This window comes from Mesorhizobium sp. WSM3864 (assembly GCF_002294955.1).
Taxonomy (GTDB): domain Bacteria; phylum Pseudomonadota; class Alphaproteobacteria; order Rhizobiales; family Rhizobiaceae; genus Mesorhizobium.
Window position 1 is genome coordinate 144935 of record NZ_NSGD01000009.1, and the last position, 25342, is coordinate 170276.

The following is a 25342-nucleotide window of genomic DNA, read 5'->3' on the forward strand; positions in this document are numbered from 1 at the left end:
CCCGCCATTCCGTCACCCAAGCTGAATGAGGACTTTGCCAGCGTCGACCTTGACCGGATAGGTCTTGAGATTGACGCAGACCGGCGCCCCGCGCGCGTCGCCGGTCTTGTAGTTGAAGCGGCCATTGTGTTTTGGACACTCGATGATGTCGTCCATCACCAGCCCATCGGCCAGATGCACTTTCTCATGCGAGCACAGGCCGTCGGTCGCGTAATACTCGTCCTCCGGGCTGCGATAGATGGCGTAGGTGCGGCCGGCATGATCGAACCGCATTACGTCCTCCTCGTCGATGTCTCCGGCCGCGCAGGCCTCGACCCAGTCGCTCATGTCGTCCTCCGGCGAAATTCTTCGTTGTCGGTTGTGTCGGATCCGGTCACTCGGCCGCGGCCGCTACCGGATTGTCGTTGTGGAGCTCTTCCCGGTAGGGCTTTGCCGTCGGCGGCAGCTCGCGCTTGAGGAAGTAGTCCTCGTTGCGCAGCTGGCGCAGGAAGGCCGGGATCATCTCGCGGTAGCCGGCCAGGATCGACGGCGTCGGCGCCGGCAAATCGTGCTTGATCAGCTCATGCAGCTTGGGCAGCGCGTGGTAGGGCACCATCGGGAACATGTGGTGCTCCACATGGTAGTTCATGTTCCAGTAGATGAACCGGCTGATCGGGTTCATGTAGACGGTGCGGCTGTTCAGCCGATGGTCGATGACATTGTCGGCCAGCCCGCCATGCTGCAGCAGCCCGGTCATGACGTGATGCCAGGCGCCGTAGAGGCGGGGCAGGCCGACGAGCATCAGCGGCAGCCATGAATGCAGATAGAGCGCCAGCGCGATCGTCGCGACATAGATCGCGAGCCAAATACGGGCGATGCGGATGGCCTTGGGCTGCTCCTGTTCCGGGATGAAGGTCTGTTCTGCGGCGCTGATGACGCCGGCGGCATTGCGCACCATGTCGGTCATCGCATGCCAAGCATCAAGCACGCCGAAAAAATTCAGCACAACGCGCAAAAGGTCCGGCGGTCGCATGACGGCGATCTCCGGGTCGCGGCCGACGATGATGGTGTCGGTGTGGTGGCGTGTATGGCTCCAGCGCCAGGTCACCGGATTGCGCATGATCATGAAGCAGGCGAGCTGGTAGACCGCATCGTTCATCCATTGGGTGCGGAAGGCGGTGCCGTGACCGCATTCGTGCCAGCGGGAGTCGGTCGAGGAACCGTAGAGCGTGCCATAGACAAAGAAGAACGGTACGCACCACCAGCTGCCCCAGAACCAAGCGCCGCCCGCGCCACTGAGGATCAGCGCACCGAGCCAGATGATGGTGTCGCGAATAGCCGGCTGGTCGGAGCGCTGCATCAGCTCCTTCATCTGCTTGCGCGGGATCTCGGTGTGGTACCATTGGGCCGCCGAAAGCCCGTTCTCGACCGCGCGCTTGGCGTCGCGGCCGGTCAGGCTGTAGTCGCGTCCGGACGGCGCCGGAGACGTGATTGCCGTCATTGCGGGGTCCTCCATCAGCACCTGGCGAACGGCCCTCGGCAATGCCGCGCCTCGCCCATGGCTGGCTTCGACTTCACCATAGCGCCAAGCCATGATAGCCACAATGTCACAAAGATAGATTCTATCATTTTCTATCAGATTCGGCTAATCTGAGTCGGGCAAGCGATGGAGCACCTCATGGCAAAGCGGCCGACAATCACCGATCTCGCGCGCGTTTCAGGCTTCAGCGTCGCCACGGTCGACCGGGTGTTGAACAATCGCCTGCCGGTGCGCGAGGAGACGGCGCGTCGCGTCTACGACGCGGCGACCGACATCGGCTATCACGCCGCCGGCCTGATCAGGCAGCGCATGCGCCAGGAGTTGCCCGAATATCGTCTCGGCTTCCTGCTGCTACGCGGCAATGACGTTTTCTACGGCGATTTCGCCCGCGAGCTGGAGCTTGCGGTCTCGCAATCGCAACGTTTCCGGGGCACTGCGACGATCGACTTCGCCGCTTCGCTGGCGCCCGATGAGATCGCCGCCCAGATGCGCAAGCTGGCGGCGAAATCCAGGGCCATCGCCGTGGTCGGTCCGGACCATCCCACCCTGACGGCGGTGGTCGAGGCGCTGAAGGCGCGAGGGCAGCCGGTCTTTTCGCTGCTCTCCGACTTCGCCGCCGGCATCCGTGAAGGCTATGTCGGGCTCGACAACCGCAAGGTCGGACGCACCGCGGCCTGGATGATCGCCAAGGCCGCCAGCAAGCCAGGCAAGGTCGCGCTTTTCGTCGGCAGCCACCGTTTTCATGGTCACGAGCTGCGCGAGATCGGCTTCCGCTCCTATTTTCGCGAGCATGCGCCGGATTTCACCGTGATGGAGACGCTGGTCAACCTGGAGGCCAACCAGGTGACGCATGATGCGATGCTCGAGCTTCTGGCTCGGCATCCCGACCTTGCCGGCTGCTACGTCGCCGGCGGCGGCATGGAGGGCGCGGTCGCGGCGTTGAGGGCGGCGAAGCCGGCGCATATGCCGGTGGTCGTCTGCAACGAGATCAATGCGGAGTCGCGCGCGGCACTTGCCGACAACATCCTGACCATGGTGATCTCGACCCCGCTGGCGGCGCTCTGCCGCGAGCTTGTCGGGCTGATGGCGCATGCTATCGAGACCGGCGCCGCCAATGCGCCCGGCCAGACTTTTCTCCCCTTCGACATCTATCTGCCGGAAAACATCTAAGCCGCCTCCCGTCGGAATGATGTGATCCATCAGGCTGATGGAATTCTTTCGCGCCGTGAAATCGCCCGGAAGTCCGCCGCAGAACGTTTGCATGTCCGGCCGCGAGGGCGCTGCACGCTTGCCTCCATCGAAAAACCGGCACGTCCATTTCGAATCTCCCTTGACGGCTGCAAGCGAAATGGAATAAATATTTCACCAACTGGGTATTTTGGTTCTTTCGTTCCGGAACATCTGTTTCAAACAGAGGACCAGGCGTTCCATTATGCGAGGAAAACGCCGCCGGAAGGGCCATGGGAGAGATTCCCCGGTAACATCGGGGATTCCGGTTCAATCGGTGCAGCCGGACACCAAGTGGAGGAGAAACTAAAATGAAGAAACTGCTTTTGGGCGTCGCGCTTTCGGCGCTGATGTGTTCGTCCGCCTTCGCCGCCAAGATCGGCGTCTCGATGGCTCTTTTCGACGACAATTTCCTGACCGTGCTGCGCAACGGCATGATCGCACAGGCCAAGGGCATGGACGGCGTCGAACTGCAGGTCGAGGACGCGCAGAACGACGTGGCCAAGCAGCTCGACCAGATCAAGAACTTCGCCGCTTCGGGCGTCGACGCGATCATCGTCAACCCGGTCGACACTTCGGCCACCCAGGCGATGTCGGATGCGGCGGCCGCGGCCAAGATCCCGCTGGTCTATGTCAACCGCGAGCCGGTCAATGTCGACAAGCTGCCCGACAACCAGGCTTTCGTCGCGTCCAATGAGGCCGAGTCCGGCACGCTCGAGACCAAGGAAATCTGCCGGCTGTTCAAGGAAGCCGGCAAGAAGGAAGCCAATGTCTATGTGATCATGGGCGAGCTTTCCAATCAGGCGGCGGTGCAGCGCACCAAGGATATCGATGAAGTGATTGCCACGCCGGACTGCAACTTCATCAAGATCATCGACAAGCAGACCTCGAACTGGAAGCGTGACGAAGCGCAGAACCTGATGACCAACTGGCTGTCGTCCGGCAAGCCGTTCGACGGCGTCATCGCCAACAATGACGAAAGCGCCATCGGCGCCATCCAGGCGATGAAGGCCGCCAATATCGACATGAAGTCGGTCGTGGTCGGCGGCGTCGACGCAACCCAGGACGCGCTGGCCGCGATGCAGGCGGGCGATCTCGACGTCACGGTCTTCCAGGATGCGGCTGGCCAAGGCGCGGGCGCGCTCGATGCGGCGCTGAAGCTCTCCAAGGGCGAGAAGGTGGAGCGCAAGGTCTACATCCCCTTCCAGCTCGTGACGCCGGCGAACATCGACAAGTTCCTGAAGAAGAACTGACGCCGCGCCAACGCAATTCCAGGAAGTTTTCCGTACGGACTTGCGTGAGGACAAACCCTGGAGCGGCGCTCCGACGCATCGAGTTGGCTGAAATCGGCTGCAGACAGAGCAGCGTCGCTCCCTTCCTTCTCCCGCCCGACCGGGCTGGAGAGCGGGCGCGGTCATTCGGAGGAAGAAGACGTGTCACAGACATCGCATGGCATTGGCGGGCTGAGCTATGACGCCAAGAAGCGCCCCTGGCCTGCCGAGTTCAACGTGTTTCTGGCGCTGGTCATCCTGGTCGGCGCATTCGAGCTGATCGGCCGCGTCTTCCTCGGCGACAGCTTCCTCTTCAACACCCGCGATAACGTCGATGCTATCTTCAACGAGCAGCGGCTGCAGATCATCATCCTGCAGGTGTCGATCGTCGGCATCATCGCCATCGGCGTCACGCAGGTGATCATCTGCGGCGGCATCGACCTGTCCTCGGGCTCAATCGTCGGCGCCACCGCCATGATCGCCATGAGTTTCGCGCAGGTTGCGACCGTCAACGGCAATCCCAACCCCAAGGCGATGTTCATCGCCTATGGCTGGACCGACCTGCCGGTCATCGTGCCGCTTCTGGTCGCGATCGGCTGCGGGCTGATTGCCGGCCTGATCAACGGTGCCCTGATCGCCTACACCCGCATTCCGCCGTTCATCGCCACGCTCGGCATGATGGTCACGGCGCGCGGCATCGCAAAATGGTGGTCGAAGGGCCAGCCGATCTCGTTCCCGACCGACAGCTTCGCGGCCATCGGCAAGGGGCTGATGCCGGTCATCATCTTCATTTCACTGGCGATCCTGTTCCAGCTCATCCTGAGCTACACCCGATACGGCAAGCATTGTTACGCCATCGGCTCCAACGAGGATGCCGCGCGCATGTCCGGCATCAAGATCGCCAACCACAAGGTGCTGGTCTATGTGATTGCCGGCATCCTCGCCTCGATCGCCGCGGTGGTGCTTTCCTCCAAGAACCTCACCGCCCAGGCCGGCATGGGCGTGATGTACGAGCTCGACGCCATCGCCATGGCGGTCATCGGCGGCGTCTCGCTCTCGGGCGGCCGCGGGTCTATCATAGGCACGGTGATCGGCTCGCTGATCTTCGGCGTTATCATTTCCGGCTTCACCTTCCTGCGCCTCGACGCCTACTACCAGGAGATGGTCAAGGGCGTGATCATTGTCGGCGCGGTCGTTCTTGATCAATGGCGCCAGCGCCGCCGGGCGATAGGAGCTTGACCATGTCCGATATCGTTCTGAAGACCGAAAACCTCACCAAGCATTATGGCGGCGTTCACGCGCTGCAGGAGGCGAATTTCGAGCTGCGCAAGGGCGAGCATGTCGCCATCATGGGCGACAACGGCGCCGGCAAGTCGACCTTCGTGCGCCAGATCACCGGCGTCGAGCAGCGCACCGACGGCAAGATCTGGTTCGACGGCAAGGAAGTGAACTTCGCCGGCCCGATCGAGGCGCGCGAGGCCGGCATCGAGACCGTGTTCCAGAACCTGGCTCTGGCCGACGACCTTGACGTGCCGTCGAACCTCTTCCTCGGCCGGGAGAAGGTGCTTTTCAACCTCGGCCCCTTCTCGATTCTCGACCGCAAGGCGATGCGCAGGGCGACGGAGGCGGCGCTGATCCGCACCGCGGTGAAGATCCCGAACCTTTCCAGCACCATCCGCCACATGTCGGGCGGCCAGCGCCAATGCGTGGCGATCGCCAGGACCGCAACCTTCGCCTCCAAGCTGATCATCATGGACGAGCCGACCGCAGCGCTCGGCGTGCAGGAAACGGCGCAGGTCGAAAACATCATCCGCACGCTGAAGGAGAACGGCGAGCCGCTGATCCTGATCAGCCACAACATGCGCCAGGTCTTCGACCTGGTCGACCGCATCGTCGTCTTCCGGCGCGGCCGCATCGTCGCCAATTTGCGCAAGCAGGACACCGACGGCAACGACATCGTCGCTTACATCACCGGCGCCAAGACCGGGCAGGCGGAGCTTCAGGCCGCCTGACCAGGCGCCACGACGGGACCAGACCAAATCGTCCGCGCCGGCCGGCGCGGACACGTTTTAGAGCCACCCTCAAAGGACATTCCATGACTCTCCGCTTCGCTCTTCTCGGCGCCGGCCGTATCGGCAAGGTGCATGCCCGCGCCGTAGCCTCAAACCCGCAGGCCAAGCTGGTGGCCGTGGCGGACGCCTTCGAGAAAGCGGCGACGGAGCTTGCCTCCGCCTATGGGGCCGAGGTGCGCAGCATCGACGCCATCGAGCAGGCCAAGGACATCGACGCCGTCATCATCTGCACGCCGACCGACACTCACGCCGACCTCATCGAGCGCTTCGCCAGGGCCGGCAAGGCGATCTTCTGCGAGAAGCCGATCGACCTCGACGTCAAGCGCGTCGAGCAGTGCCTGGCCGTGGTCGACAAGGCCGGCGCTACGCTGATGGTCGGCTTCAACCGCCGCTTCGACCCGCATTTCGCCGCCGTCCGCAAGGCGATCGACGACGGCGCCATCGGCGATGTCGAGATGGTCACCATCACCTCGCGCGATCCGGGCGCGCCGCCGCTCGACTACATCGCGCGATCCGGCGGCATTTTTCGCGATATGACCATCCATGATTTCGACATGGCGCGCTTCCTGCTCGGCGAAGAGCCGGTGGCGGTCAGCGCGCACGCCTCGGTGCTGGTCGACAAGAAGATCGGCGAAGCGGGCGATTTCGATTCCGTCAGCGTCATTCTGGAAACGGCGTCCGGCAAGCAGGCCGTCATCTCCAACTCGCGCCGCGCCACCTATGGCTACGACCAGCGCATCGAGGCGCACGGCTCGAAGGGCATGGTTGCGGCCGAGAATCAGCGGCCGGTGTCGATCGAGCTCGCCAATGACAAGGGCTACACCCGCCCGCCGCTGCACGATTTCTTCATGACCCGCTACATCGAAGCCTACGCCAACGAGATCGCTTCCTTCATCGCCGCCGCGACTGCCGGCAAGAAGGCGGCGCCGAGCGGCAAGGACGGGCTGGTCGCCTTGAAGTTGGCGGATGCGGCCTTGGAGTCTGCCAAGACGGGCAAGACCGTCCGCGTCGCCTGAAGGTTTTGAAATCGATTACAGGAGCAGAGCGATGAACGGTCTAGCCGGTCGCAATTCAGAAACGCGCGCCATCGTCACCGGCGGCGCGCAGGGCATCGGCTTCGCCGTGGCGGAAGCCTTGGCCGACGAGGGTTGCCGCGCGCTGGCGCTGGTCGGCCGCTCGCAGGAGAAGGGCGACAAGGCGGTCGCAGCGCTCAAGAAAAACGGTGTCGACGCCATCTTCATCAGCGCCGATGTCGCCAAGGTCGCCGACTGCAAGCGCGCCGTCGCAACGGCGCTCGCGCATTTCGGCACCTTGAACGCGCTGGTCAACGCCGCCGCCACTTCGGCCCGCGGCTCGTTGGTCGAGACATCGGAAGAGCTTTTCGATCAGATCTTCGACACCAATGTGCGCGGCCCCTTTTTCCTGATGCAGGGCCTCGTCGCGCATCTCCTGGAGCGCAGGGCGCCGGGCTCGATCGTCAACGTGCTGTCGATGTCGGCGCATGCCGGCCAGTCCTTCCTGACGCCCTATTCGACCAGCAAGGGCGCGCTGATGACGCTGACCAAGAATGTCGCCAGCTCCTACCGGAAAAACCGCATTCGCTGCAACGCGGTGCTGCCCGGCTGGATGGACACCGAGGGCGAGGCGATCGTGCAGAAGAAGTGGCACGATGCGCCGGACGACTGGCTGGAAAAGGCCGAGGCCGCGCAGCCGATGGGTCAGCTGGTGAAGCCGGCGCAGCTCGCCCGGCTGATCACCTATATGCTCAGCCCGCAGGCCGGCGTCATGACCGGCTCGCTGGTCGATTATGATCAAAATATAGCTGGCGTGATCGGGGAGTAGTGACAACGAGCAGCTTTACGCCAGAAGCAGGCCAGCTATGGGTGCAGATGTGATCAGCCTCGTGCGCCCAAAGGTATCCGGCCCCTGAGAGCCCCTGTTGCCGCAGCATTGCTATTCCGGTATAGTCAAGATGGTCAGAATAGTCATGAGATTGAGATGCTGCCCGGACCCAAAGAAGATACGAGCTGGACGGTCGCTGGGGCAAAGGCCCGGCTCTCGGAGGTAATAGATCGGGCGCAATCTTCGCCTCAGACGATCACCCGTAACGGCAAACCAAGCGTTGTCGTCGTGTCCGCAGAGGAATGGCGGCGGAAGACCGCCCGCAAAGGAACGCTTGCGGAGTTCCTCCTGGAGTCGCCGCTGCGCGGCGCCGATCTCGACCTTGAGCGTCAAGCCGACGAACCGCGTGATCAGCCGCTTTGAGGCTTCTGCTCGATACCAATGTCCTGTCAGAGGTGACGAGGCCGGCGCCGGATGTAGGCGTTCTAAAGTGGCTGGACGGGCTTGATGAGGATCGATCATTCATCAGCGTCGTGTCGATCGCCGAGATCCGGCGCGGCGTTTCCCTCATGGATGAGGGCCGCAAACGAGAGGCACTGGCCGAATGGCTCGCTCGAGATTTGCCGCAGCGCTTCGAGCAAAGGGTTTTGCCGGTGGACGAAGCCGTTGCCTTGGCCTGGGGCGACCTGATGGGCCTTGCCAAGCGCCGCGGTCGCGGTCTGTCGTCGATGGACGGTCTGATCGCCGCCACCGCGATTGCGAAGCAGCTCACCTTGGCAACGCGTAATTCGAAGGATTTCGAAGGCTTTGCAATCGAACTTTTCGATCCATGGTCTGCATGAACCGTGAACCGCTGCATGATGCTCTCTTTTTTCCCGAGGCCACGGAGCACGGCGCAAACCAAGCAAATGCTTAGCTTCATGAGGACGTGACAAGCGCCTCGGCATCGACTATATGAGCCGCATGATCCACCTGACCGCCTCGTTTTGGTACTTTAGCTACGGTAGCTCGCTGGCGGCGGGAGGATTGCGCTCGATCTGAAGATTGCAGCATCTAATCCGAAAAGCCGCCAGACCTGGCGGCTTTTTCGTTTCAGCCGGCAGGTCTCCTAACCAGGAGCAGAAAGCCGTGTTGACCACCACAGACGACCTACGGGTCAAGGAACTCAAAGTCCTGAGCACGCCGGACGACGTGATGCGCGAGATACCGCGCTCGCTCACGGCGACGCGCACCGTTGCCGCCTCGCGCAACGCCATCCATTCCATCCTGACCGGGGCCGACGATCGACTGGTCGTCATCGTCGGCCCTTGTTCCATCCACGATCCGGTCGCCGCCGTGGACTACGCCAGCCGTCTGGCGGCGCTGCGCGAGGCCCTGGCCGACCGGCTCGAGATCGTCATGCGCGTCTATTTCGAGAAGCCGCGCACCACGGTCGGCTGGAAGGGCCTGATCAACGATCCCGATCTCGACGGCAGCTTCAACATCGACAAGGGCTTGCGGATGGCGCGCAACGTGCTTTCCGCCGTCAACAATCTCGGCCTGCCGGCGGCGACGGAATTCCTCGACATGACGACGCCGCAATACATCGCCGACCTCGTCGCCTGGGGCGCCATCGGCGCGCGCACGACCGAAAGCCAGATCCACCGCGAGCTGGCGTCGGGCCTCTCTTGCCCGGTCGGCTTCAAAAACGGCACCGACGGCAATCTGAGAATCGCCGGCGAGGCGGTTAAGTCGGCGGCGCAGCCGCATCATTTCATGGCGGTGACCAAGGGCGGCCGCAGCGCGATCGCTGCGACGACCGGCAACGAAGACTGCCATATCATTCTGCGTGGCGGCGTGGCGCCGAACTACGACGCGGCAAGCGTCGACGCGGCCGCCGCGGAGCTCGGCCGCATCGGCATCGCGCCGCGCCTGATGATCGATGTCAGCCACGCCAACAGCGGCAAGAAGCCGGAGAACCAGCCGAAAGTCGCGCACGACGTGGCGGGCCAGGTCGCAGCGGGCGACGAGCGCATCATCGGAGTCATGATCGAGAGCAATCTCGTCGCCGGCCGTCAGGACGTCGTGCCCAGCAAGCAGCTCACCTACGGCCAGAGCATCACCGACGGCTGCATCGATTGGGCGACCACCGAAACGGTGCTGCACGGACTTGCCGGCGCCGTCGAGTGGCGCCGGTCGGTGAAGCGCGAACTGCTCGCCACCCGTCAGGGCGCCGCCTGACAACCCTGGCGAGGGCGGCGTTCACGCCGCCCTCAGCCCTTCCCATGCGGTGAATACCGAGACCGCGAATAGAAGCAGCCCGGCCGCACGGCCGGCAATGACCGTTGCCCGCGGATTGCCGACCAGAAGCGCCCGGCTGCGCCCGGCGGTGATGGCGAGGCCGCCGTAGATTCCTGCTTGTGTGACGACAGTCAGCAGTCCCATGATGGTCGCCTGCATCCAGATCGGACCGTAAACCGGCTTCAGGAACTGCGGATAGACGGCAAGGATAAACAGATAGGCCTTGGGGTTGATCAGGCAGGTGACCAATCCCTGGCGAAAGGCTTTCCAGGCGGAGCGGCTGCCGGCGGGCCCGTCATCGCTGACGGTGATCGAGCTGCGCATCAGCGAAATTCCGATATAGGCCATGTAAGCGGCGCCGGCGATCAGCAGCGGTTTGAACAGGACCGGCACGAAATGAATCAGCAGCCCGACGCCGATCGCCCCGTTCAACGTATGCACTACGCCGCCGAGCATAATGCCGCCGGTCGCCGCCAGCCCCCTGTCGCGCCCCCCGGTCAGCGCATTGGCCAGCACGAACAGCATGTCCATGCCTGGAACGGCGATGATGCCGAACAGCAGGATGAAGAATAGCCAGAGATTTTCCGTGTAACTCATGTCAGTTGCCTGTCGCAGCGCCCGCCAAGGACGCTGAGGAATCTGTTGATTTTCAAACCGATGCGCGGCCCCTATAGGTCGTCCCAACTGACGGGGGTGTGTCAGTTGCGTTACGATCGAGTGGAAAAATGCGTAAGGCCTCGCGTCTGTTCGAAATCATCCAGATCCTGCGGCTGGCCAAGAAGCCGGTGACCGCGGCGACGATTGCCGAGCAACTGGAAGTGACGGTGCGCTCCGTCTATCGCGACATCGCAGCCCTGCAGGCGATGCGCGTGCCGATCGAGGGCGGGCGCGGCATCGGCTATATCCTGCGCCCCGGCTTCGACCTGCCGCCGCTGATGTTTTCGATCGAGGAGATGGAGGCGATCGTGCTCTCGCTGGCGCTGCTCGAACGCACCGGCGACGACGAGCTCAAGCAGGCGGCAAAGCGCGTCGGCGCCAAGATCGCCGGCGCGGTGCCGCCGCCCTTGCGCCAGACGCTCGACGCCAACGCTCTTCATGCTTGGGGTTTTTCGCCTGCGGCCGCGGCGGTCGATCTGGCGCTGGTGCGCCGCGCCATCCGCGACGAGGAGAAGCTCGACCTCGCCTACCGCGACGAAGCCGGCCGCGACACACAGCGTATCGTCCGCCCGATCGCGCTGATCTACTACGCCGAGACCGCCAACATCGTCGCTTGGTGCGAGCTGCGCCAGGCCATCCGCAATTTCCGCAGCGACCGCATCGAGGATTGCCAGCCGACCGGCCTGTGGTTCAAAGGCGAAGGCGATCAACTGCGGCAGGTTTGGGTGGACGGCTGGGAGATCAATGCGGCAGCAGCCGCCGGCACCTGAAGGCGAGCCGGCTCACCTCACATCCACCCAGCGCTGTTCCTGGAACGATCGCGCCATGGCGTGCACCGTGCGCTCGATCTCCAGCCCCTCGTCGAAATCGATGATCCGCGCCGGCTTGCCGGCGATCCGCATCAAAAGCTCGCGGCATTCGATCACCTTGAGGTCGTTGAAGCCGAGGCCGTGGCCGGGCGCCGGCACGAAGGAATCGTAGGGCTTGTGGTGCGGCGCCACCAGGATCGTGCGGTAGCCCTGCTCGGTCGGCCGGTCGGCGGTCAGATAAAGCTGGAACTCGTTCATCCGCTCCTGGTCGTAGAGGATCGAGCCTTTCGAGCCGAAGATCTGGAGGGCGATACGGCCCTTGCGGCCCCAGGCCGAGCGATTGACCAGCAGCGTACCGGCGACACCGTTCTCCAGATGCATCAGCACACTGGCGATATCGTAGGTCTCGACCGCACGGCGGCCGCCGGAGGCGACGCGCCGGTCGGCATAGGGTTTCGCCATGTCGCACATGACGCGAGCGACGCGGCCGAACAGCACTTTGATCAGCGACAGCGGATGCACCGCGAAATCGTCGAGCGCGCCATAACCGGAAGCCGCCTCATGCTTCCAGAAGAACAGCGCCTCGGGATCGGCCATGAAATCCTCGTCCATCTCGATGCGCACGAGATTGACATCGCCGATGATCTTTTCCTCGAGCAGCGCGCCGATGTGGCGGATGGCCGGGTTCTGAATGTAGTTGTAGCCGAGCACGGCAGCCTTGCCGGATTTGGTCGCTGCCTTTGCCATCGCCTCGGCCTCGGCAAAACTCGGTGCCATCGGCTTCTCGCACCACAGATGCTTGCCGGCTTCGAGGATGGCGATCGCCATTTCAGGATGGAACTGGTTGGGCGTGGTCAGCGACACGACATCGACCTCCGGATCGTTGACGACGGCACGCCAGTCGCCCGAGCCTCGAGTGAAGCCGAACTCGGCCGCTTTGCGCTTTGCAAGCTCGTCATTGACCTCACCCAGATGCACCAGCCTCGCCTTCTCGACATCGGGAAAGACGGTGCCGACCGCGTTCCAGGCAATGGCGTGGCACTTGCCCATGAAGCCCGTGCCGATGAGGCCCACTCCGACCATGTCGATTGTCTCCGCTGAAGGGGAAGAATTCGCATGGATGAATTAATCCATTTCAGCCGAGAATGGAACGTCCAAATCATTTTTTATGGTGTTCTTGCGCGAAACCGCTATGATGAGGCAGGAGAGGGAACACCAGCATGGCCGTGGGCGGAGCGACGATGGACGGACGGGTGCCTCGCGATTTCGAGACCTTGCGCACGACGATCCTGGAGCGGCGCACCAGTCTGCCCAAGCGCATCGCGCAGATCGCCGCCTATGCGCTGGACAATCCCGACGACATCGCCTTCGGCACGGCGGCGAGTATCGCGGCTTCCGCCGGCGTCCAGCCCTCGACGTTGATCCGCTTCGCCCAGCAGCTCGGCTTCGATGGTTTCACTAGCCTGCAGCAGGTGTTTCGCGAGCGGCTGCGCGAACGCAATTCCTCCTATGACGAGCGGTTGGCGGCACTGCGCGCCAAGGCCGAGGAAGGCGCTGGACACCGGGCGATCTTCGACGGCTTCGTGGCTGCCGCCAGCACCTCGCTCAGCGACATTTCGCGCGCGCTGAACGATGCGCATTTCGAACAGGCGATCACGCTGCTGGCAAAGGCCGAGACAATCTATGTGCTAGCCAAGCGCCGCTCCTATCCGGTCGCCTCCTACATCGCCTACGCGCTTGGCAAGCTCAAGATCCGCAACCAACTGATCGAGTCGGCCGCGGGCTTGAACGCCGAGATGATCGGCTTCGCCACGCCGCGCGACGCCGTCATCGCCATCAGCTTCTCGCCTTACGCGCCTGCGACCATCGAGGAGACGCGCTCGATCGCCGAGCAGGGCGTGCCCATCGTCGCCATCACCGACAGCTCGTTCTCGCCGCTCGCCCAATTCGCCAAGGTCTGGTTCGAGGTGGCCGAATCCGATTTCGGCGGCTTCCGCTCTTTGTCGGCAACGATGGCGCTTGCCATGGCGCTGACCGTTGCCGTCGGCGAAAAGCGGCGCGACGCCGGCCGCAGGCGCAAGGCCTGAGCGGCCCCGAACGGGCGTTTTTCCATCAGGGAACACTCATTCCATATTGACTATGGATTGGAATTATTATTTCATATTGACGGTGTCACGCCGCCGTTCGCGCGTGCTGCCCAAAACGACGCTGCTCTGCACAACAAAGCCGATGGGAGGTTCGAATGGGCGAAGCCGTGGAAGCGAAATATCCGCCGCTCGACGTCATCACGATCGGCCGCGCCTCTGTCGATCTCTACGGCCAGCAGATCGGCTCGCGTCTGGAGGATATAACCTCCTTCGCCAAGTCGGTCGGCGGCTGCCCGGCCAATATCTCCGTCGGCACGGCAAGGCTCGGCCTGCGCTCGGCGCTGCTCACTCGCGTCGGCGACGAGCAGATGGGCCGCTTCATCCGCGAGCAGCTCAGGCGTGAGGGCGTCTCGGTCGACGGCCTGAAGACCGACAAGGAACGGCTGACGGCGCTGGTGCTGCTTTCCGTCGAGGACGAAGGCGTCTCGCCGATGATTTTTTATCGTTCGGATTGCGCCGATATGGCGCTCGCCGAAGAGGACATCGACGAGGCTTTCATCGCCTCGGCGCGCGCCGTGGTCGTCACCGGCACCCATTTCTCGCGTCCCAACTCGGATGCCGCACAGCGCAAGGCGATCCGTTTGATGAAGGCCAAGGGCGGCAAGGTCGTGTTCGACATCGACTACCGCCCGAACCTCTGGGGGCTCGCTGGCCATGCCGAGGGCTTCGAGCGCTACGTCAAGTCGGACCGGGTCTCGGCGCAGCTGAAGACGGTGCTGCCCGATTGCGACCTCATCGTCGGCACCGAGGAGGAAATCATGATCGCCTCCGGCGCCGACGATTGTCTGAGCGCGCTTAAGACGATCCGCACGCTGTCGGCCGCTACCATCGTGCTCAAGCGCGGTGCCAAAGGCTGCATCGTCTATGACGGGCCGATCAGCGACGACCTCGAGGACGGCGTCGTCGGCGAGGGCTTCCCGATCGAGATTTACAACGTGCTCGGCGCCGGCGACGCCTTCATGTCGGGCTTCCTGCGCGGCTGGCTCGGCGGCGAAAGCTTTGCCACGGCGGCGACCTGGGCCAATGCCTGCGGCGCCTTCGCCGTGTCGCGCCTGCTATGCGCGCCGGAATATCCCACCTTCGAAGAGCTGCAGTTCTTTCTGAAGCACGGCAGCAAGCATCTGGCGCTGCGCAAGGACGAGGCGATCAACCACATCCACTGGGCGACGACGCGCCGGCGCGACATCCCTTCGCTGATGGCGCTCGCTTGCGACCATCGCGTCCAGCTGGAAGATGTCGCCGCCAGGGTCGGTGCAGATGTCTCGCGCATCCCCGACTTCAAGGTGCTCACCGTCAAGGCGGCGGCCAAGGTCGCCGCCGGTCGCGACGGCTACGGCATGCTGATCGATGAGAAATACGGCCGCGATGCCATGTTCGAGTTCGTCCGCCATCCCTTTGCCTGGTTAGGTCGGCCGGTCGAGCTGCCCGGATCGCGGCCGCTGCGCTTCGAGTTTTCGCAGGACATCGGCTCGCAGCTCACCGAATGGCCGGTCGACCATTGCATCAAGTGCCTCTGCTTCTATCATCCGGATGATCCGGAAGCGCTGAAGACAGAGCAGCAGCAAAAACTGCGGACCCTGTTCGAGGCGGCGCGGAAAGTCGGCAGGGAACTGCTCGTCGAGATCATCGCCGGCAAGCACGGCACGCTCGACGACACCACCATTCCGCGCGCCCTTGAAGACCTCTATGCGCTGGGCATCAAGCCCGACTGGTGGAAGCTCGAGCCGCAGGCCTCGGCAGGCGCCTGGGCCAGGATAGAGCAGGTGATCGTCAAGAATGATCCGTGGTGCCGCGGCGTCGTGCTGCTCGGTCTGGAGGCGCCGCAGGATGAGCTGGTCGCCGCCTTTGCCGCCACCGCCAATGCGCCCATCGTCAAGGGATTTGCCGTCGGTCGCACCATCTTTGTCAATGCCGCCGAACAATGGCTGGCCGGCAAGATCTCGGATGACGAGGCTGTCGCCGACATGGCCTCGCGCTTCGAGCAATTGACCGAGGCATGGCTTGCAGCGCGCGGCCGCAAAGCAGCATAAGAAGAACGGGCAGCATATTAGGCGGCACAGGGAAAGCCGGAGGAAACGACAATGACCAAGACCGTTCGCCTGACGATGGCGCAGGCGCTGACCCGCTTTCTCAGCCGCCAGATGACCGAGATCGACGGCAAGAAGGTGCCGATCTTCGGCGGCGTCTGGGCGATCTTCGGCCACGGCAATGTCGCCGGCATCGGCGAGGCGCTCTACCAGGTCCGCGACGAGCTGCCGACCTTCCGCGCCCATAACGAGCAGGCGATGGCGCATGCGGCGATTGCTTACGGCAAGGCGAATTTCCGCCGCCGCTTCATGGCCGCGACCACCTCGATCGGCCCCGGCGCGCTCAACATGGTGACGGCTGCGGCGCTCGCCCACGTCAATCGCTTACCGGTGCTGCTGCTTCCCGGCGATGTCTTCGCCAACCGCTTGCCCGACCCGGTGCTGCAGCAGGCCGAAGATTTCTCCGACGGCACGGCGAGCGTCAACGATTGCTTCCGCCCCGTCTCGCGCTATTTCGACCGCATCACGCGGCCGGAGCAGATCATCCCGGCGCTGAACCGCGCCATGCAGGTGCTGACCGATCCGGCCGAATGCGGCCCGGTCACGCTTTCGCTCTGCCAGGACGTGCAGGCGGAGGCCTATGATTATCCGGAAAGCCTGTTTGCCGAGCGCGTCTGGACGCCGCGCCGGCTGCGCCCGGATCGCAACGAACTGGCCGTCGCCGTGGCGGCCCTGAAGAACGCCAAGAAGCCGCTGGTGATCGCCGGCGGCGGCGTCCTCTATTCGCAGGCTTCCGGAGAGCTGGCCAAGCTGGTGCAGGGCGCCGGCATTCCGGTTTGCGAGACCCAAGCCGGCAAATCCTCGCTGCCCGACGATCATCCGCTCAACATGGCGGCCGTCGGCGTCACCGGCACATCAGCGGCCAACCGGCTGGCGGAAGAGGCCGATGTGGTTCTTGCCGTCGGCACCAGGCTGCAGGACTTCACCACCGGCTCCTGGGCGCTGTTCAAGAATGCCGGCCGCACCATCATCGGGCTCAATACCCAGGTCTTCGATGCCGGCAAGCACTGGGCGCTGCCGCTGGTTGCCGACGCCACCGAAGGGCTCGCCGAGCTTTCCGCCGCGCTGAAGGGCTGGAAGGCGCCGACCGCCTGGACCGACAGTGCGCTGAAGGGCAAGACGGAATGGCAGGCTGCTGCCGCCAAGGTGACGGCCTCGACCAACGCCGCCTATCCCTCCGACGCGCAGGTGATCGGCGCCGTGCAGCGCGCGATGGGCTCGGGCGTCACGCTTTTGCATGCCGCCGGCGGGCTGCCCGGCGAATTGCACAAGCTCTGGCAAGCGGGCGCGCCCGGTTCCTATCACGCCGAATACGGCTTCTCGACCATGGGCTACGAGATCGCCGGCGGGCTCGGCGTCAAGATGGCGAAACCCGACCAGGAAGTCGTCGTCATGGTCGGCGACGGCTCCTATCTGATGCTCAATTCCGAGATCGCGACGTCGGCGATGCTCGGCCTGAAGCTCACCATCGTGTTGCTCGACAATCGCGGCTATGGCTGCATCAACCGGCTGCAGATGGCGACCGGCGGCGCCAACTTCAACAATCTCCTGAAGGACGCTCGCCACGAGGTGATGCCCGACGTCGACTTCGCCGCCCATGCGGCCAGCCTCGGCGCCGTCGCCGAGAAGGTGGCCTCGATTGCTGAACTCGAGACGGCGCTCGCCAAGGCGAAGGGCAACGACAAGACCACCGTGCTGGTCATCGACACCGATCCGCTGGTGTCGACCGAGGCCGGCGGCCACTGGTGGGATGTTGCCGTGCCGGAAGTCTCGTCGCGGCCGCAGGTGAACGCCGCGCGCAAGGCGTATGACGAGAAAAAGCTCATGCGGAGCTTAGGTGATTGAAGCTGGCGCTGCCCCTCACCCTTGCCCTCTCCCCGTGAAGAACGGGGAGCAGGGGGCCGCCACCGCTGAAGCCTGTCCCTTCTCCCCGTCATTTCCAGGGAGAAGGTGCCGGCAGGCGGATGAGGGCAGCGCCGATGAGCGAAAGTTGAACGATCCAAACCTGGAGTGACGACTTGAAAGCCAAACTGGGCATGTCTCCCATCGCGTGGTGGAACGACGATCTCGTGGAATTGAGCGATGATGTGTCGCTGGAGGAGTGTTTGCGCCAGTCGCGCTCGGCCGGCTTCACCGGCATGGAGATGGGCCGCCGCTTCCCCAACGATCCGAAGGTGATGCTGCCGATCCTGAAGGAGGCCGACGTCACGCTCTGCGGCGGCTGGTTCTCCGGCACGCTGGTCGATGAGGACATGTCGAAGAACAAGGATCGCATCCAGCCGATGATCGACTTGTTCAAGGCGGTCAACGCGCCTTGCATCGTCTATGGCGAGGTCGGCCGCTCCATCCAGAGCGACCGCTCCAAGCCTCTTGCCACCAAGCCACGGCTTTCCGGCGACGAGATGAAGGCCTATGGCCGCCGCGTCACCGAATTCGGCGAATGGTGCGCCGACCAGGGTATGCCGCTTTCCTACCATCATCACATGGCGGCCGTGGTCGAGACCGAGCCGGAACTCGATTCCTTCATGCATCATTCCGGCGAGGGCATCCCGCTGCTGCTCGATGCCGGCCACCTCGCCTTCGCCGGCGGCGATGTGTTGCGCGCCATCGACAACCACCACAAGCGCATCAACCACGTCCATGTGAAGGACGTGCGCATGAACGTGATCGACGGGCTCGACCGCACGAAACAGTCCTTCCTCGATGCCGTCGCGCTCGGCGCCTTCACCGTGCCCGGCGACGGCTCGCTCGATTTCGGCGCGATCGTCCAGCGCTTCGCCGACTACGGCTATGAAGGCTGGTTCGTGGTCGAGGCCGAGCAGGATCCGAAAAAGAACCCGCCGCTGAGGATGGCTGAGGTCGGCCATAAGGAGCTGATGCGGGTGATGACGGCCGCCGGCTATACGGTCGAGACGCAGGGCTTCCCGGCGTAAACGGTGGATTCGTCCGGCCGCTCGGTCTATCTGATGCGTTTGGACAAGTCCCGGATTGGCGCGATGAAAGACTATGAGCACCCCTTCTTCCGACCGCTGTGGCGGCGCATTGCCGTCGTCGCCGTCTGCCTAATCTGGTCGGTGATCGAATTCGCCTCCGGCACGCCGTTCTGGGGGGTAATCGCGCTCGGCTTCGCCGGTTACGCGGTGTGGCAGTTCTTCTACCTCTACAAGCCGGCCGAGGAGCCCAAGCCTCCGGCCGAGCCGAAGGAATGACCCAGGAGACAAAAATGTCGAAACTGCTCGTCAAGGCCGACAAGGGCCACGGCCACGTCGCCCACGTCACCCCGCAAAGCGCGGGCTGGACTTACGTGGGTTTCGATCTCCACCGGTTGCGGCCGGGCGAGACGGCCGCCGGCGAGACGGGCGAGCGCGAGGTCTGCCTGGTGTTCGTCACCGGCAAGGGCAAGGCTGCGGCCGGCGGCAAGGATCTCGGCCTGCTCGGCAAGCGCATGTCGCCCTTCAAGGGCAAACCCTGGTCGGTCTATGTGCCGCAAGGCTCCGACTGGTCGGTGACCGCCGACACCGAACTGGAGCTTGCCGTCTGCTCGGCGCCCGGTCTTGGCGGCGGCCTGCCCGCCCGCGTCATTGCGCCCGACGATCTCGGTCAGGAAGTGCGCGGCAAGGGCACCAATACCCGTTACGTCACCAACATCCTGCCCGAGGGCAAGCCGGCCGACTCGCTGCTGGTGGTCGAGGTCATCACGCCCGGCGGCCATACCTCCAGCTATCCGCCGCACAAACACGACCAGGACAATCTGCCGGCCGAGTCCTATCTTGAGGAGACCTACTACCACCGCCTCGACCCGCCGCAGGGTTTCGCCTTCCAGCGCGTCTACACCGACGCCGACAGAAATGGCGTGCGCGATCTGGACGAGGCGATGGCGATCGAGGACGGCGATGTCGTGCTGGTGCCGAAGGGCTACCACCCGTGTGCGGCCTGCCACGGCTATGATCTCTATTATCTCAACGTCATGGCCGGCCCGAAGCGGACGTGGAAATTCCACAACGCCGCCGAGCATGAGTGGCTGATGAAGGCGTGAGATTTTTCATAGCCCTCAACCTGTTGGTCCAGTTCGGGAAAATCGTCGGCTAAGGACCGCCGGAGCCTGGGTTGCCTTCGAAAACCCATGAAAGCTTCGTCAATCCGTCATGGAAATCACCTATGGCAGCGGTCTGACGAGGATTTTCGATGCGCTATGCCATTTACTTTACCCCGAGGCAGGATGAGCCGCTGGCGCGGATCGCCGCCAACTGGCTGGGGCGCTACCCGTTCGGCGCGCCGACGCGGCCGGTCGAGGGTGTGGGTGACCTGTCGGCGGCGGAAGTTGCCTTCCACACCGCCTCGGCACGGCGCTATGGCTTCCACGCGACGCTGAAGGCGCCGTTCCGGCTGGCGCCGAGCGAAACGGAAGCCTCGCTGCGGGCGGCGCTCGACGATTTCGCCGAGGCCACGCCACCAGTCGTCATCCCGCGTCTGGTCGTCGGCCAGATCGACGGCTTCTTCGCGCTGGTGCCGGAAAGTCCTTTCGAGCCGCTCAACAGTTTCGCCGGCGCGGTCGTGCGCGCTTTCGACCGCTTCCGCGCGCCGCTGACCGAGGCCGAGATCGAGCGCCGCAGCCCAGACTCGCTGAAGCCGGATGAGTTTCGCAACCTCTGCCAGTGGGGTTATCCCTACGTCTTCGAGACGTTCCGCTTCCACATGACGCTCTCCGGACGGGTCGGGCCACAGGAAAGCCCGCGCCTTCGCGCTGCAATCGACAGCCTGTTCGCGGACGTGCTGCAGCGTCCGGTGCCGGTGGATGCGCTGACGCTGTTCGTCGAAACCGAACCGGGCGCGCCCTTCATGGTGCTCTCGCACCACGTGCTTGGACGCGGCCCGGCCAGAAAAACCGCCTGATGTCCGCCCGCCTGAGATAGGACTGCTGAAATGACCGCCGAGACCGTTTTGAACAATGCCCGCATCGTGCTGCCCGACGAGATCGTCGCGGGCTCGCTGCTGCTGCGCGATGGGCTGATCGCCGCGATCGAGCCGGGTGCGGCCCGCACCGGCGAGGACATGGGCGGCGACTACATCATCCCGGGTCTCGTCGAGCTGCACACCGATCACCTCGAAGGCCATTACGCGCCGCGTCCGAAAGTGCGCTGGAACCCGATCGCCGCCGTGCTCGCCCACGATGCGCAGGTGGCGACCGCCGGCATCACCACGGTGCTCGACGCCTTGCGTGTCGGCATGGACGAGGATGCCGACCTGAAGTCCGACGACGTGCGCAAGCTCGCCGACGCGATCGAGGACAGCGTGCGCCGGGATCGGCTCAGGGCCGACCACTTCATCCATCTGCGCTGCGAGGTCTCGGCGCCGGACTGCCTCGAGGCCTTCGCCAATTTCGAGACCGACGACAGGGTGAAGCTCGCCTCGCTGATGGACCACGCGCCGGGCCAGCGCCAGTTCGTCGATCTTGAGACCTACGCCTATTATTACCAGCGCAAGCTGAAGCTCACCGACCGCGACTTCCAGAAATTCTGCGAGAAGCGTATGGCGGAATCGGCCAAGAATTCCGGGCCGAACCGCGTCTTCATTTCCGCCGCCTGCCGCGAGCGCGGCATCGTGCTTGCCAGCCACGACGATGCGACAGCCGGCCATGTCGACGAGGCGGTGGAGCAGGGCGTGCGCGTTGCCGAATTCCCGACCACCGAGGAGGCGGCGAGGGCCTCGAAGGCGGCAGGCCTCGGAGTGCTGATGGGCGCGCCCAACGTCATGCGCGGCTCCTCGCATTCGGGCAATGTGTCGGCGCGCTCGCTTGCCGGCGACGGTTTGCTCGACATCCTGTCGTCCGACTATATCCCCTTCAGCCTGATTCAGTCCGCCTTCTTCCTCGGCGATGTCGTGGAAGGCATTTCGCTGCCGCAGGCGGTCGCCATGGTCTCGAAGAACCCGGCGGAAGCGGTCGGCCTTAGCGATCGCGGTGTCATCGAGCCCGGCCGGCGCGCCGACCTCGTGCGCGTGCGCGTCGACCAGCATGTGCCGGTCGTGCGCAACGTCTGGCGTCAGGGCAGGCGCGTCGCATGATGGTTTCTGCGCTGATCGAACGCGAGCTCACCGAGACCCTTGCGATCCGCAACGGCGTCTTCGTCGCGGTGGTCGGGCCGAGCGGCGCCGGCAAGGACACGGTGATCGGCTACGCCAGGGCGCATTTTGCCGGCGAGACGCGGCTGGAGTTCGTCCGCCGCGTCATCACCCGTCCGAGCGACTCCGCCAGCGAGGACCACGATACGCTGGCCGACGCCGCCTTCGCCGAGGCGGAAGCGGACGGCGCCTTCGCCATCTGCTGGGACGCGCATGGCCTGCGCTATGGCCTGCCGGCCGATGTCGATTGGGCGATCGCCAATGGTCATGTCGCGGTGGCCAACGTCTCCCGTGCCGTCATCCCGGCGCTGCGTGAGCGCTATGCCAACCTGGCGGTGGTCGAGATCACCGCGGCGCCGGAGATCCTCGCCGAGCGGCTGGCGGCGCGCGGCCGTGAATCGCGCGGCGAAGTGCTGGCGCGTCTGGCGCGCAGCACCAGCGTGACGCTTTCCGGACCGGACGTCACCTCCATCGACAACAGCGGCGCCAGAGAGATCGCCGGCGAGCGCTTCGCCGACGTGCTGCGCAAGGCGATGGCGTTCTCGGACCTTTCGGACATGATCTGACGGAGTGATGCCGGCTCGCGAGTGGGAGGTTGAGCCGAGACTTGTTGATGTCGGCGCCAACGTCCAAAAAATGTGTGCAGCACGCGAAGTTGAAATTTGCGCCGCTGCCTGCCGAGATCGGACGAGGGAAGCTACTCCGCCGGCGCGCCGGCGACATTCCGGCGCGACGCCTCCATCATCCGGCGCCGGGCGCGGAACACGCCCCACTGCTGGTCGACCAGCACGCCGATCAGGATGACGCCGCCCATCACCGCGAAGTTCAGGGAGGACGGGATGCCGAGCAGATTGACGAGGTTTTGCAGTTCCTGCAGCAGCACGGTGCCGAGGATGACGCCTACCAGCGAGCCCTCGCCGCCGCGCAGCGAGAAGCCGCCAAGCACCGCCGCGGCGATGGCGTAGAGCTCATAGAACTGGCCGTGACTCGCCGGCGAGATCGAGCGCGTGTACATGGCGAAGTAGATCGCCGACAGCGCCGTCAGCACACCGCAGATCACGTATGCCGCGATCACCACGCGCCCGGTGCGAATGCCCGAATACTTCGCCGCTTCCTCATTCTTGCCGATGGCATAGAGATAGCGCCCGAACACCGAGCGGTGCAGCACCACCCACATGACGATGGCGATCACGATCAGCGCGATGAAGGAATTCGGCAACCCGCCGGAGCGGCCGGCGGTCAGGAATTCGAGATCCGGGAAATTCTGGCCGAAAGCGAAGCCCGCCGTGCCGTCGGCGGTGTAGAAACGGGCGACGCCGCGGTAGATCAGCAGGCCGCAAAGCGTCACCACGAAAGGCTGCATCTTGAGCCGCGTGATCAGCCAGCCATGCATGAAGCCGATGATGGCGCCGAGCACGATGATCAGCACGAAGGCCAACGGCCAGTCCATCTCGCGCACGGCGATGAAGTCGATGAACAGCGTGCCGAGCAGCGCGATCAGCGAACCGACCGAAAGCTCGATGCCGCCGGTGATGATGACGAAGGCCTGGCCGATCGACAGGATGCCGAACAGCGCGACCAGGTTGGAGGTGTTGGCGAGATTGATCGTCGACAGGAAGCGCGGATTTATAGCCGTGACCACCGCGCCGACCACCAGGATCAGGACCAGCAGGCCGAGGTCTTTCTTGCTCATTGCGCTCCTCCCGCGGCTTGCGCCAGCTTCGGCTTCTTGCCCACCGCCAGCAACAGCACGTTCTCTTGGCTGAAATCGTCCCGGTCGAGGATGCCGGAGATCTGCCCCTCATGCATGACCGCGATGCGGTCCGAGACGCCGATCACCTCCTCCATGTCGCTGGAGATCATCAGCACCGCGACGCCGGCATCGGCCAGCGCCCGCATCAGCGCGTAGATCTCGGCCTTGGCACCGATATCGATGCCGCGCGTCGGCTCGTCGAGGATCATCACCTTGGGGTTCATCGCCAGCCATTTGGCCAGAACCACCTTCTGCTGGTTGCCGCCGGACAGCGTGCCGGTGCGGGTCAGGACCGACGGCGCCTTGATGCCGAGATCCTTCTTCTGCTTCTCGGCGGTGGCGAGCTCCGCGCTGGTCGACACCAGCGAGCGCTTCGCATGCGCCGGCAGATTGGGCAGCGAAATGTTCTGCGCGATCGAGAGATCGAGCAGGATGCCGGTCAGCTTGCGGTCTTCGGGCACCAGGAAGATGCCGCTCGCCACCGCATCGGCGGCCGATCCGACATTGAGCGCCTTGCCGTCCAGCGCGACACTGCCGCCGAGCCGCTCGTCGATGCCGAACAGGACGCGCGCGAGCTCCGTGCGGCCGGAGCCGACCAGGCCGGCAAGCCCGAGGATTTCGCCGCGCCGAAGCTCCAGGTCGACCGGGTGATCGGGATAGGCGCTGGTGCGCACCGCTGTTGCCGAGAGCGCGACGCCGCCCGGCGCGCGCCCCGCCTCCGCTGCTTTCTCGCGGTGCTTAAGCATGCGCCCGATCATCAGCTTGACCATCTGGTCGTGATTGATGTCGCTCTTCGGCAGCGTGCCGGCCAGCATGCCGTCGCGCAGCACCACGACGCGGTCGGCGACGCGCTCGACCTCGTGCAGGCGGTGCGAGATGAAGATGACGCTGATGCCTTCCGCCCGCAGCCCCTTGATCACGTCGAGCAGCTTTTCGGTCTCGGCGATCGGCAGGCTGGAGGTCGGCTCGTCGAGGATCACCAGCCGCGCCTTGATCGACAGCGCCTTGGCGATCTCGACCATCTGCTGCTGCGCCAGCGACAGGGAGGCAACCGGCGCGTCGGCCGAGAAATTGGCGCCGACGCGTTTCAGGAGCGGCGCCACCATCTCGCGCAGCTTGGCGCGGTCGACCAGCCTCAGCGGCCCGGCCTTCAGCGGCTCGCGGCCGAAGAAGATGTTGGCGGCGACGTCGAGGTTTTCGAACAGGTTGAGTTCCTGATGCACGAAGGCGATGCCGGAGCCGATGCTGGCTTCCACGGTCAAGCCGTCATGCGCGACGCCGTCGACGGTGACGGTGCCGCTGTCCGGCCGCGTCACGCCGCCGAGGATCTTCATCAATGTCGATTTGCCGGCGCCGTTCTCGCCGACCAGCCCGATCACCTCGCCCGGCCTGACCTCCATCGAGAAGCCGCCCAGTGCCACGACGCCGGGATAGGTCTTGCGCACGGCCTCGAGGCTCAGGAACGGAGCGGATTGGACGATGGATGGGTCGGAATAATTCATCACGCCATTGTTCATCGCGCTTATCGGCAGCCGGTGGGCTGCAGACTGACGGGCCG

25 protein-coding genes are annotated in these 25342 nt (G+C 64.4%); 19 read left to right on the forward strand and 6 right to left on the reverse strand.

Translation table 11 applies throughout. The annotated features are described in order from the left end of the window. Positions 1-12: 12 nt before the first annotated feature. The gene (locus CK215_RS19680) at positions 13-327 is read right to left on the reverse strand and encodes a MocE family 2Fe-2S type ferredoxin (protein WP_067002880.1); all 315 of its coding nucleotides are present in this window, start codon (positions 325-327) and stop codon (positions 13-15) included. A 46-nt stretch (positions 328-373) separates the two neighbouring features. Then, a complete protein-coding gene (locus tag CK215_RS19685; RefSeq protein ID WP_095782371.1) occupies positions 374-1480 on the reverse strand; it encodes a fatty acid desaturase family protein in 1107 nt (368 codons plus the stop codon). 177 nt (positions 1481-1657) lie between these two features. Between CK215_RS19685 and CK215_RS19690 the strand changes: the two genes are divergently transcribed. From CK215_RS19690 to CK215_RS19730, 9 genes are all read left to right on the forward strand, one after another. After that, entirely contained in the window at positions 1658-2689 is a 1032-nt protein-coding gene (locus CK215_RS19690; protein WP_095777088.1) for a LacI family DNA-binding transcriptional regulator, read from the forward strand. A 368-nt stretch (positions 2690-3057) separates the two neighbouring features. After that, positions 3058-3999 carry a sugar ABC transporter substrate-binding protein gene (locus tag CK215_RS19695; RefSeq protein ID WP_067002877.1) on the forward strand — a complete coding sequence of 314 codons (942 nt, stop codon included), beginning with the start codon at positions 3058-3060 and terminating at the stop codon, positions 3997-3999. Positions 4000-4179: 180 nt separating this feature from the next. Beyond that, the gene (locus tag CK215_RS19700) at positions 4180-5256 is read left to right on the forward strand and encodes an ABC transporter permease (protein ID WP_095799067.1); all 1077 of its coding nucleotides are present in this window, start codon (positions 4180-4182) and stop codon (positions 5254-5256) included. A 2-nt stretch (positions 5257-5258) separates the two neighbouring features. Then, complete coding sequence (locus tag CK215_RS19705; protein WP_067003269.1) at positions 5259-6029, forward strand: ATP-binding cassette domain-containing protein; 771 nt, start codon at positions 5259-5261, stop codon at positions 6027-6029. Positions 6030-6112: 83 nt separating this feature from the next. Further along, positions 6113-7105, forward strand: a complete 993-nt coding sequence (iolG, locus tag CK215_RS19710) for an inositol 2-dehydrogenase (RefSeq protein WP_095799068.1) — start codon at positions 6113-6115, stop codon at positions 7103-7105. Between the two features lie 31 nt (positions 7106-7136). Beyond that, positions 7137-7931, forward strand: a complete 795-nt coding sequence (locus CK215_RS19715; protein ID WP_067002874.1) for an SDR family oxidoreductase — start codon at positions 7137-7139, stop codon at positions 7929-7931. A 156-nt stretch (positions 7932-8087) separates the two neighbouring features. Then, entirely contained in the window at positions 8088-8354 is a 267-nt protein-coding gene (locus tag CK215_RS19720; protein WP_095776897.1) for a type II toxin-antitoxin system Phd/YefM family antitoxin, read from the forward strand. Then, positions 8351-8773: a type II toxin-antitoxin system VapC family toxin gene (locus tag CK215_RS19725; RefSeq protein WP_095776898.1), complete on the forward strand. Its 423-nt coding sequence runs from the start codon at positions 8351-8353 to the stop codon at positions 8771-8773. Before CK215_RS19720 ends, CK215_RS19725 begins: the two co-directional genes overlap by 4 nt. A gap of 286 nt (positions 8774-9059) precedes the next feature. After that, positions 9060-10151: a 3-deoxy-7-phosphoheptulonate synthase gene (locus tag CK215_RS19730; RefSeq protein ID WP_067002870.1), complete on the forward strand. Its 1092-nt coding sequence runs from the start codon at positions 9060-9062 to the stop codon at positions 10149-10151. 21 nt (positions 10152-10172) lie between these two features. Here the strand turns inward: CK215_RS19730 and CK215_RS19735 are convergent, their stop codons facing one another. Beyond that, a complete protein-coding gene (locus CK215_RS19735; protein WP_095776900.1) occupies positions 10173-10808 on the reverse strand; it encodes a LysE family translocator in 636 nt (211 codons plus the stop codon). A 128-nt stretch (positions 10809-10936) separates the two neighbouring features. Between CK215_RS19735 and CK215_RS19740 the strand changes: the two genes are divergently transcribed. Then, positions 10937-11638, forward strand: a complete 702-nt coding sequence (locus CK215_RS19740) for a YafY family protein (protein WP_095782142.1) — start codon at positions 10937-10939, stop codon at positions 11636-11638. 12 nt (positions 11639-11650) lie between these two features. Here the strand turns inward: CK215_RS19740 and CK215_RS19745 are convergent, their stop codons facing one another. Further along, positions 11651-12760 (reverse strand): Gfo/Idh/MocA family oxidoreductase, encoded by a 1110-nt coding sequence (locus CK215_RS19745; protein WP_095831890.1) that lies wholly within the window; start codon positions 12758-12760, stop codon positions 11651-11653. A 158-nt stretch (positions 12761-12918) separates the two neighbouring features. On the opposite strand from CK215_RS19745, the gene CK215_RS19750 reads away from it, so the two are divergent. The 9 genes from CK215_RS19750 to phnN all read left to right on the forward strand — a co-directional run bounded on the left by CK215_RS19750 (position 12919) and on the right by phnN (position 22597). Next, positions 12919-13764 (forward strand): MurR/RpiR family transcriptional regulator, encoded by an 846-nt coding sequence (locus CK215_RS19750; protein ID WP_170950336.1) that lies wholly within the window; start codon positions 12919-12921, stop codon positions 13762-13764. Between the two features lie 155 nt (positions 13765-13919). Further along, the gene (gene iolC, locus CK215_RS19755; RefSeq protein WP_095831891.1) at positions 13920-15854 is read left to right on the forward strand and encodes a 5-dehydro-2-deoxygluconokinase; all 1935 of its coding nucleotides are present in this window, start codon (positions 13920-13922) and stop codon (positions 15852-15854) included. A gap of 51 nt (positions 15855-15905) precedes the next feature. Beyond that, positions 15906-17756 (forward strand): 3D-(3,5/4)-trihydroxycyclohexane-1,2-dione acylhydrolase (decyclizing), encoded by a 1851-nt coding sequence (iolD, locus tag CK215_RS19760; RefSeq protein ID WP_095831892.1) that lies wholly within the window; start codon positions 15906-15908, stop codon positions 17754-17756. A gap of 173 nt (positions 17757-17929) precedes the next feature. Continuing rightward, positions 17930-18844: a myo-inosose-2 dehydratase gene (iolE, locus tag CK215_RS19765; RefSeq protein ID WP_095831893.1), complete on the forward strand. Its 915-nt coding sequence runs from the start codon at positions 17930-17932 to the stop codon at positions 18842-18844. 63 nt (positions 18845-18907) lie between these two features. Beyond that, positions 18908-19120 (forward strand): hypothetical protein, encoded by a 213-nt coding sequence (locus CK215_RS19770; protein ID WP_067003268.1) that lies wholly within the window; start codon positions 18908-18910, stop codon positions 19118-19120. 14 nt (positions 19121-19134) lie between these two features. After that, complete coding sequence (gene iolB, locus CK215_RS19775) at positions 19135-19947, forward strand: 5-deoxy-glucuronate isomerase (protein ID WP_095831934.1); 813 nt, start codon at positions 19135-19137, stop codon at positions 19945-19947. A gap of 149 nt (positions 19948-20096) precedes the next feature. Next, entirely contained in the window at positions 20097-20804 is a 708-nt protein-coding gene (locus tag CK215_RS19780; RefSeq protein ID WP_095831894.1) for a DUF1045 domain-containing protein, read from the forward strand. 30 nt (positions 20805-20834) lie between these two features. Next, complete coding sequence (locus CK215_RS19785) at positions 20835-21974, forward strand: alpha-D-ribose 1-methylphosphonate 5-triphosphate diphosphatase (protein ID WP_095831895.1); 1140 nt, start codon at positions 20835-20837, stop codon at positions 21972-21974. Further along, positions 21971-22597 (forward strand): phosphonate metabolism protein/1,5-bisphosphokinase (PRPP-forming) PhnN, encoded by a 627-nt coding sequence (gene phnN / locus CK215_RS19790; RefSeq protein ID WP_170950332.1) that lies wholly within the window; start codon positions 21971-21973, stop codon positions 22595-22597. The genes CK215_RS19785 and phnN overlap by 4 nt, the downstream gene beginning before the upstream one ends. A 131-nt stretch (positions 22598-22728) precedes the next feature. On the opposite strand, the gene CK215_RS19795 is transcribed toward phnN, so the two are convergent. Together CK215_RS19795 and CK215_RS19800 are read right to left on the reverse strand one after the other, a co-directional pair. Continuing rightward, a complete protein-coding gene (locus CK215_RS19795) occupies positions 22729-23724 on the reverse strand; it encodes an ABC transporter permease (RefSeq protein WP_067002847.1) in 996 nt (331 codons plus the stop codon). Beyond that, on the reverse strand, positions 23721-25286 hold the full coding sequence (locus tag CK215_RS19800; RefSeq protein WP_095831936.1) for a sugar ABC transporter ATP-binding protein: 1566 nt from the start codon (positions 25284-25286) through the stop codon (positions 23721-23723). The genes CK215_RS19795 and CK215_RS19800 overlap by 4 nt, the downstream gene beginning before the upstream one ends. Positions 25287-25342: the final 56 nt, after the last annotated feature.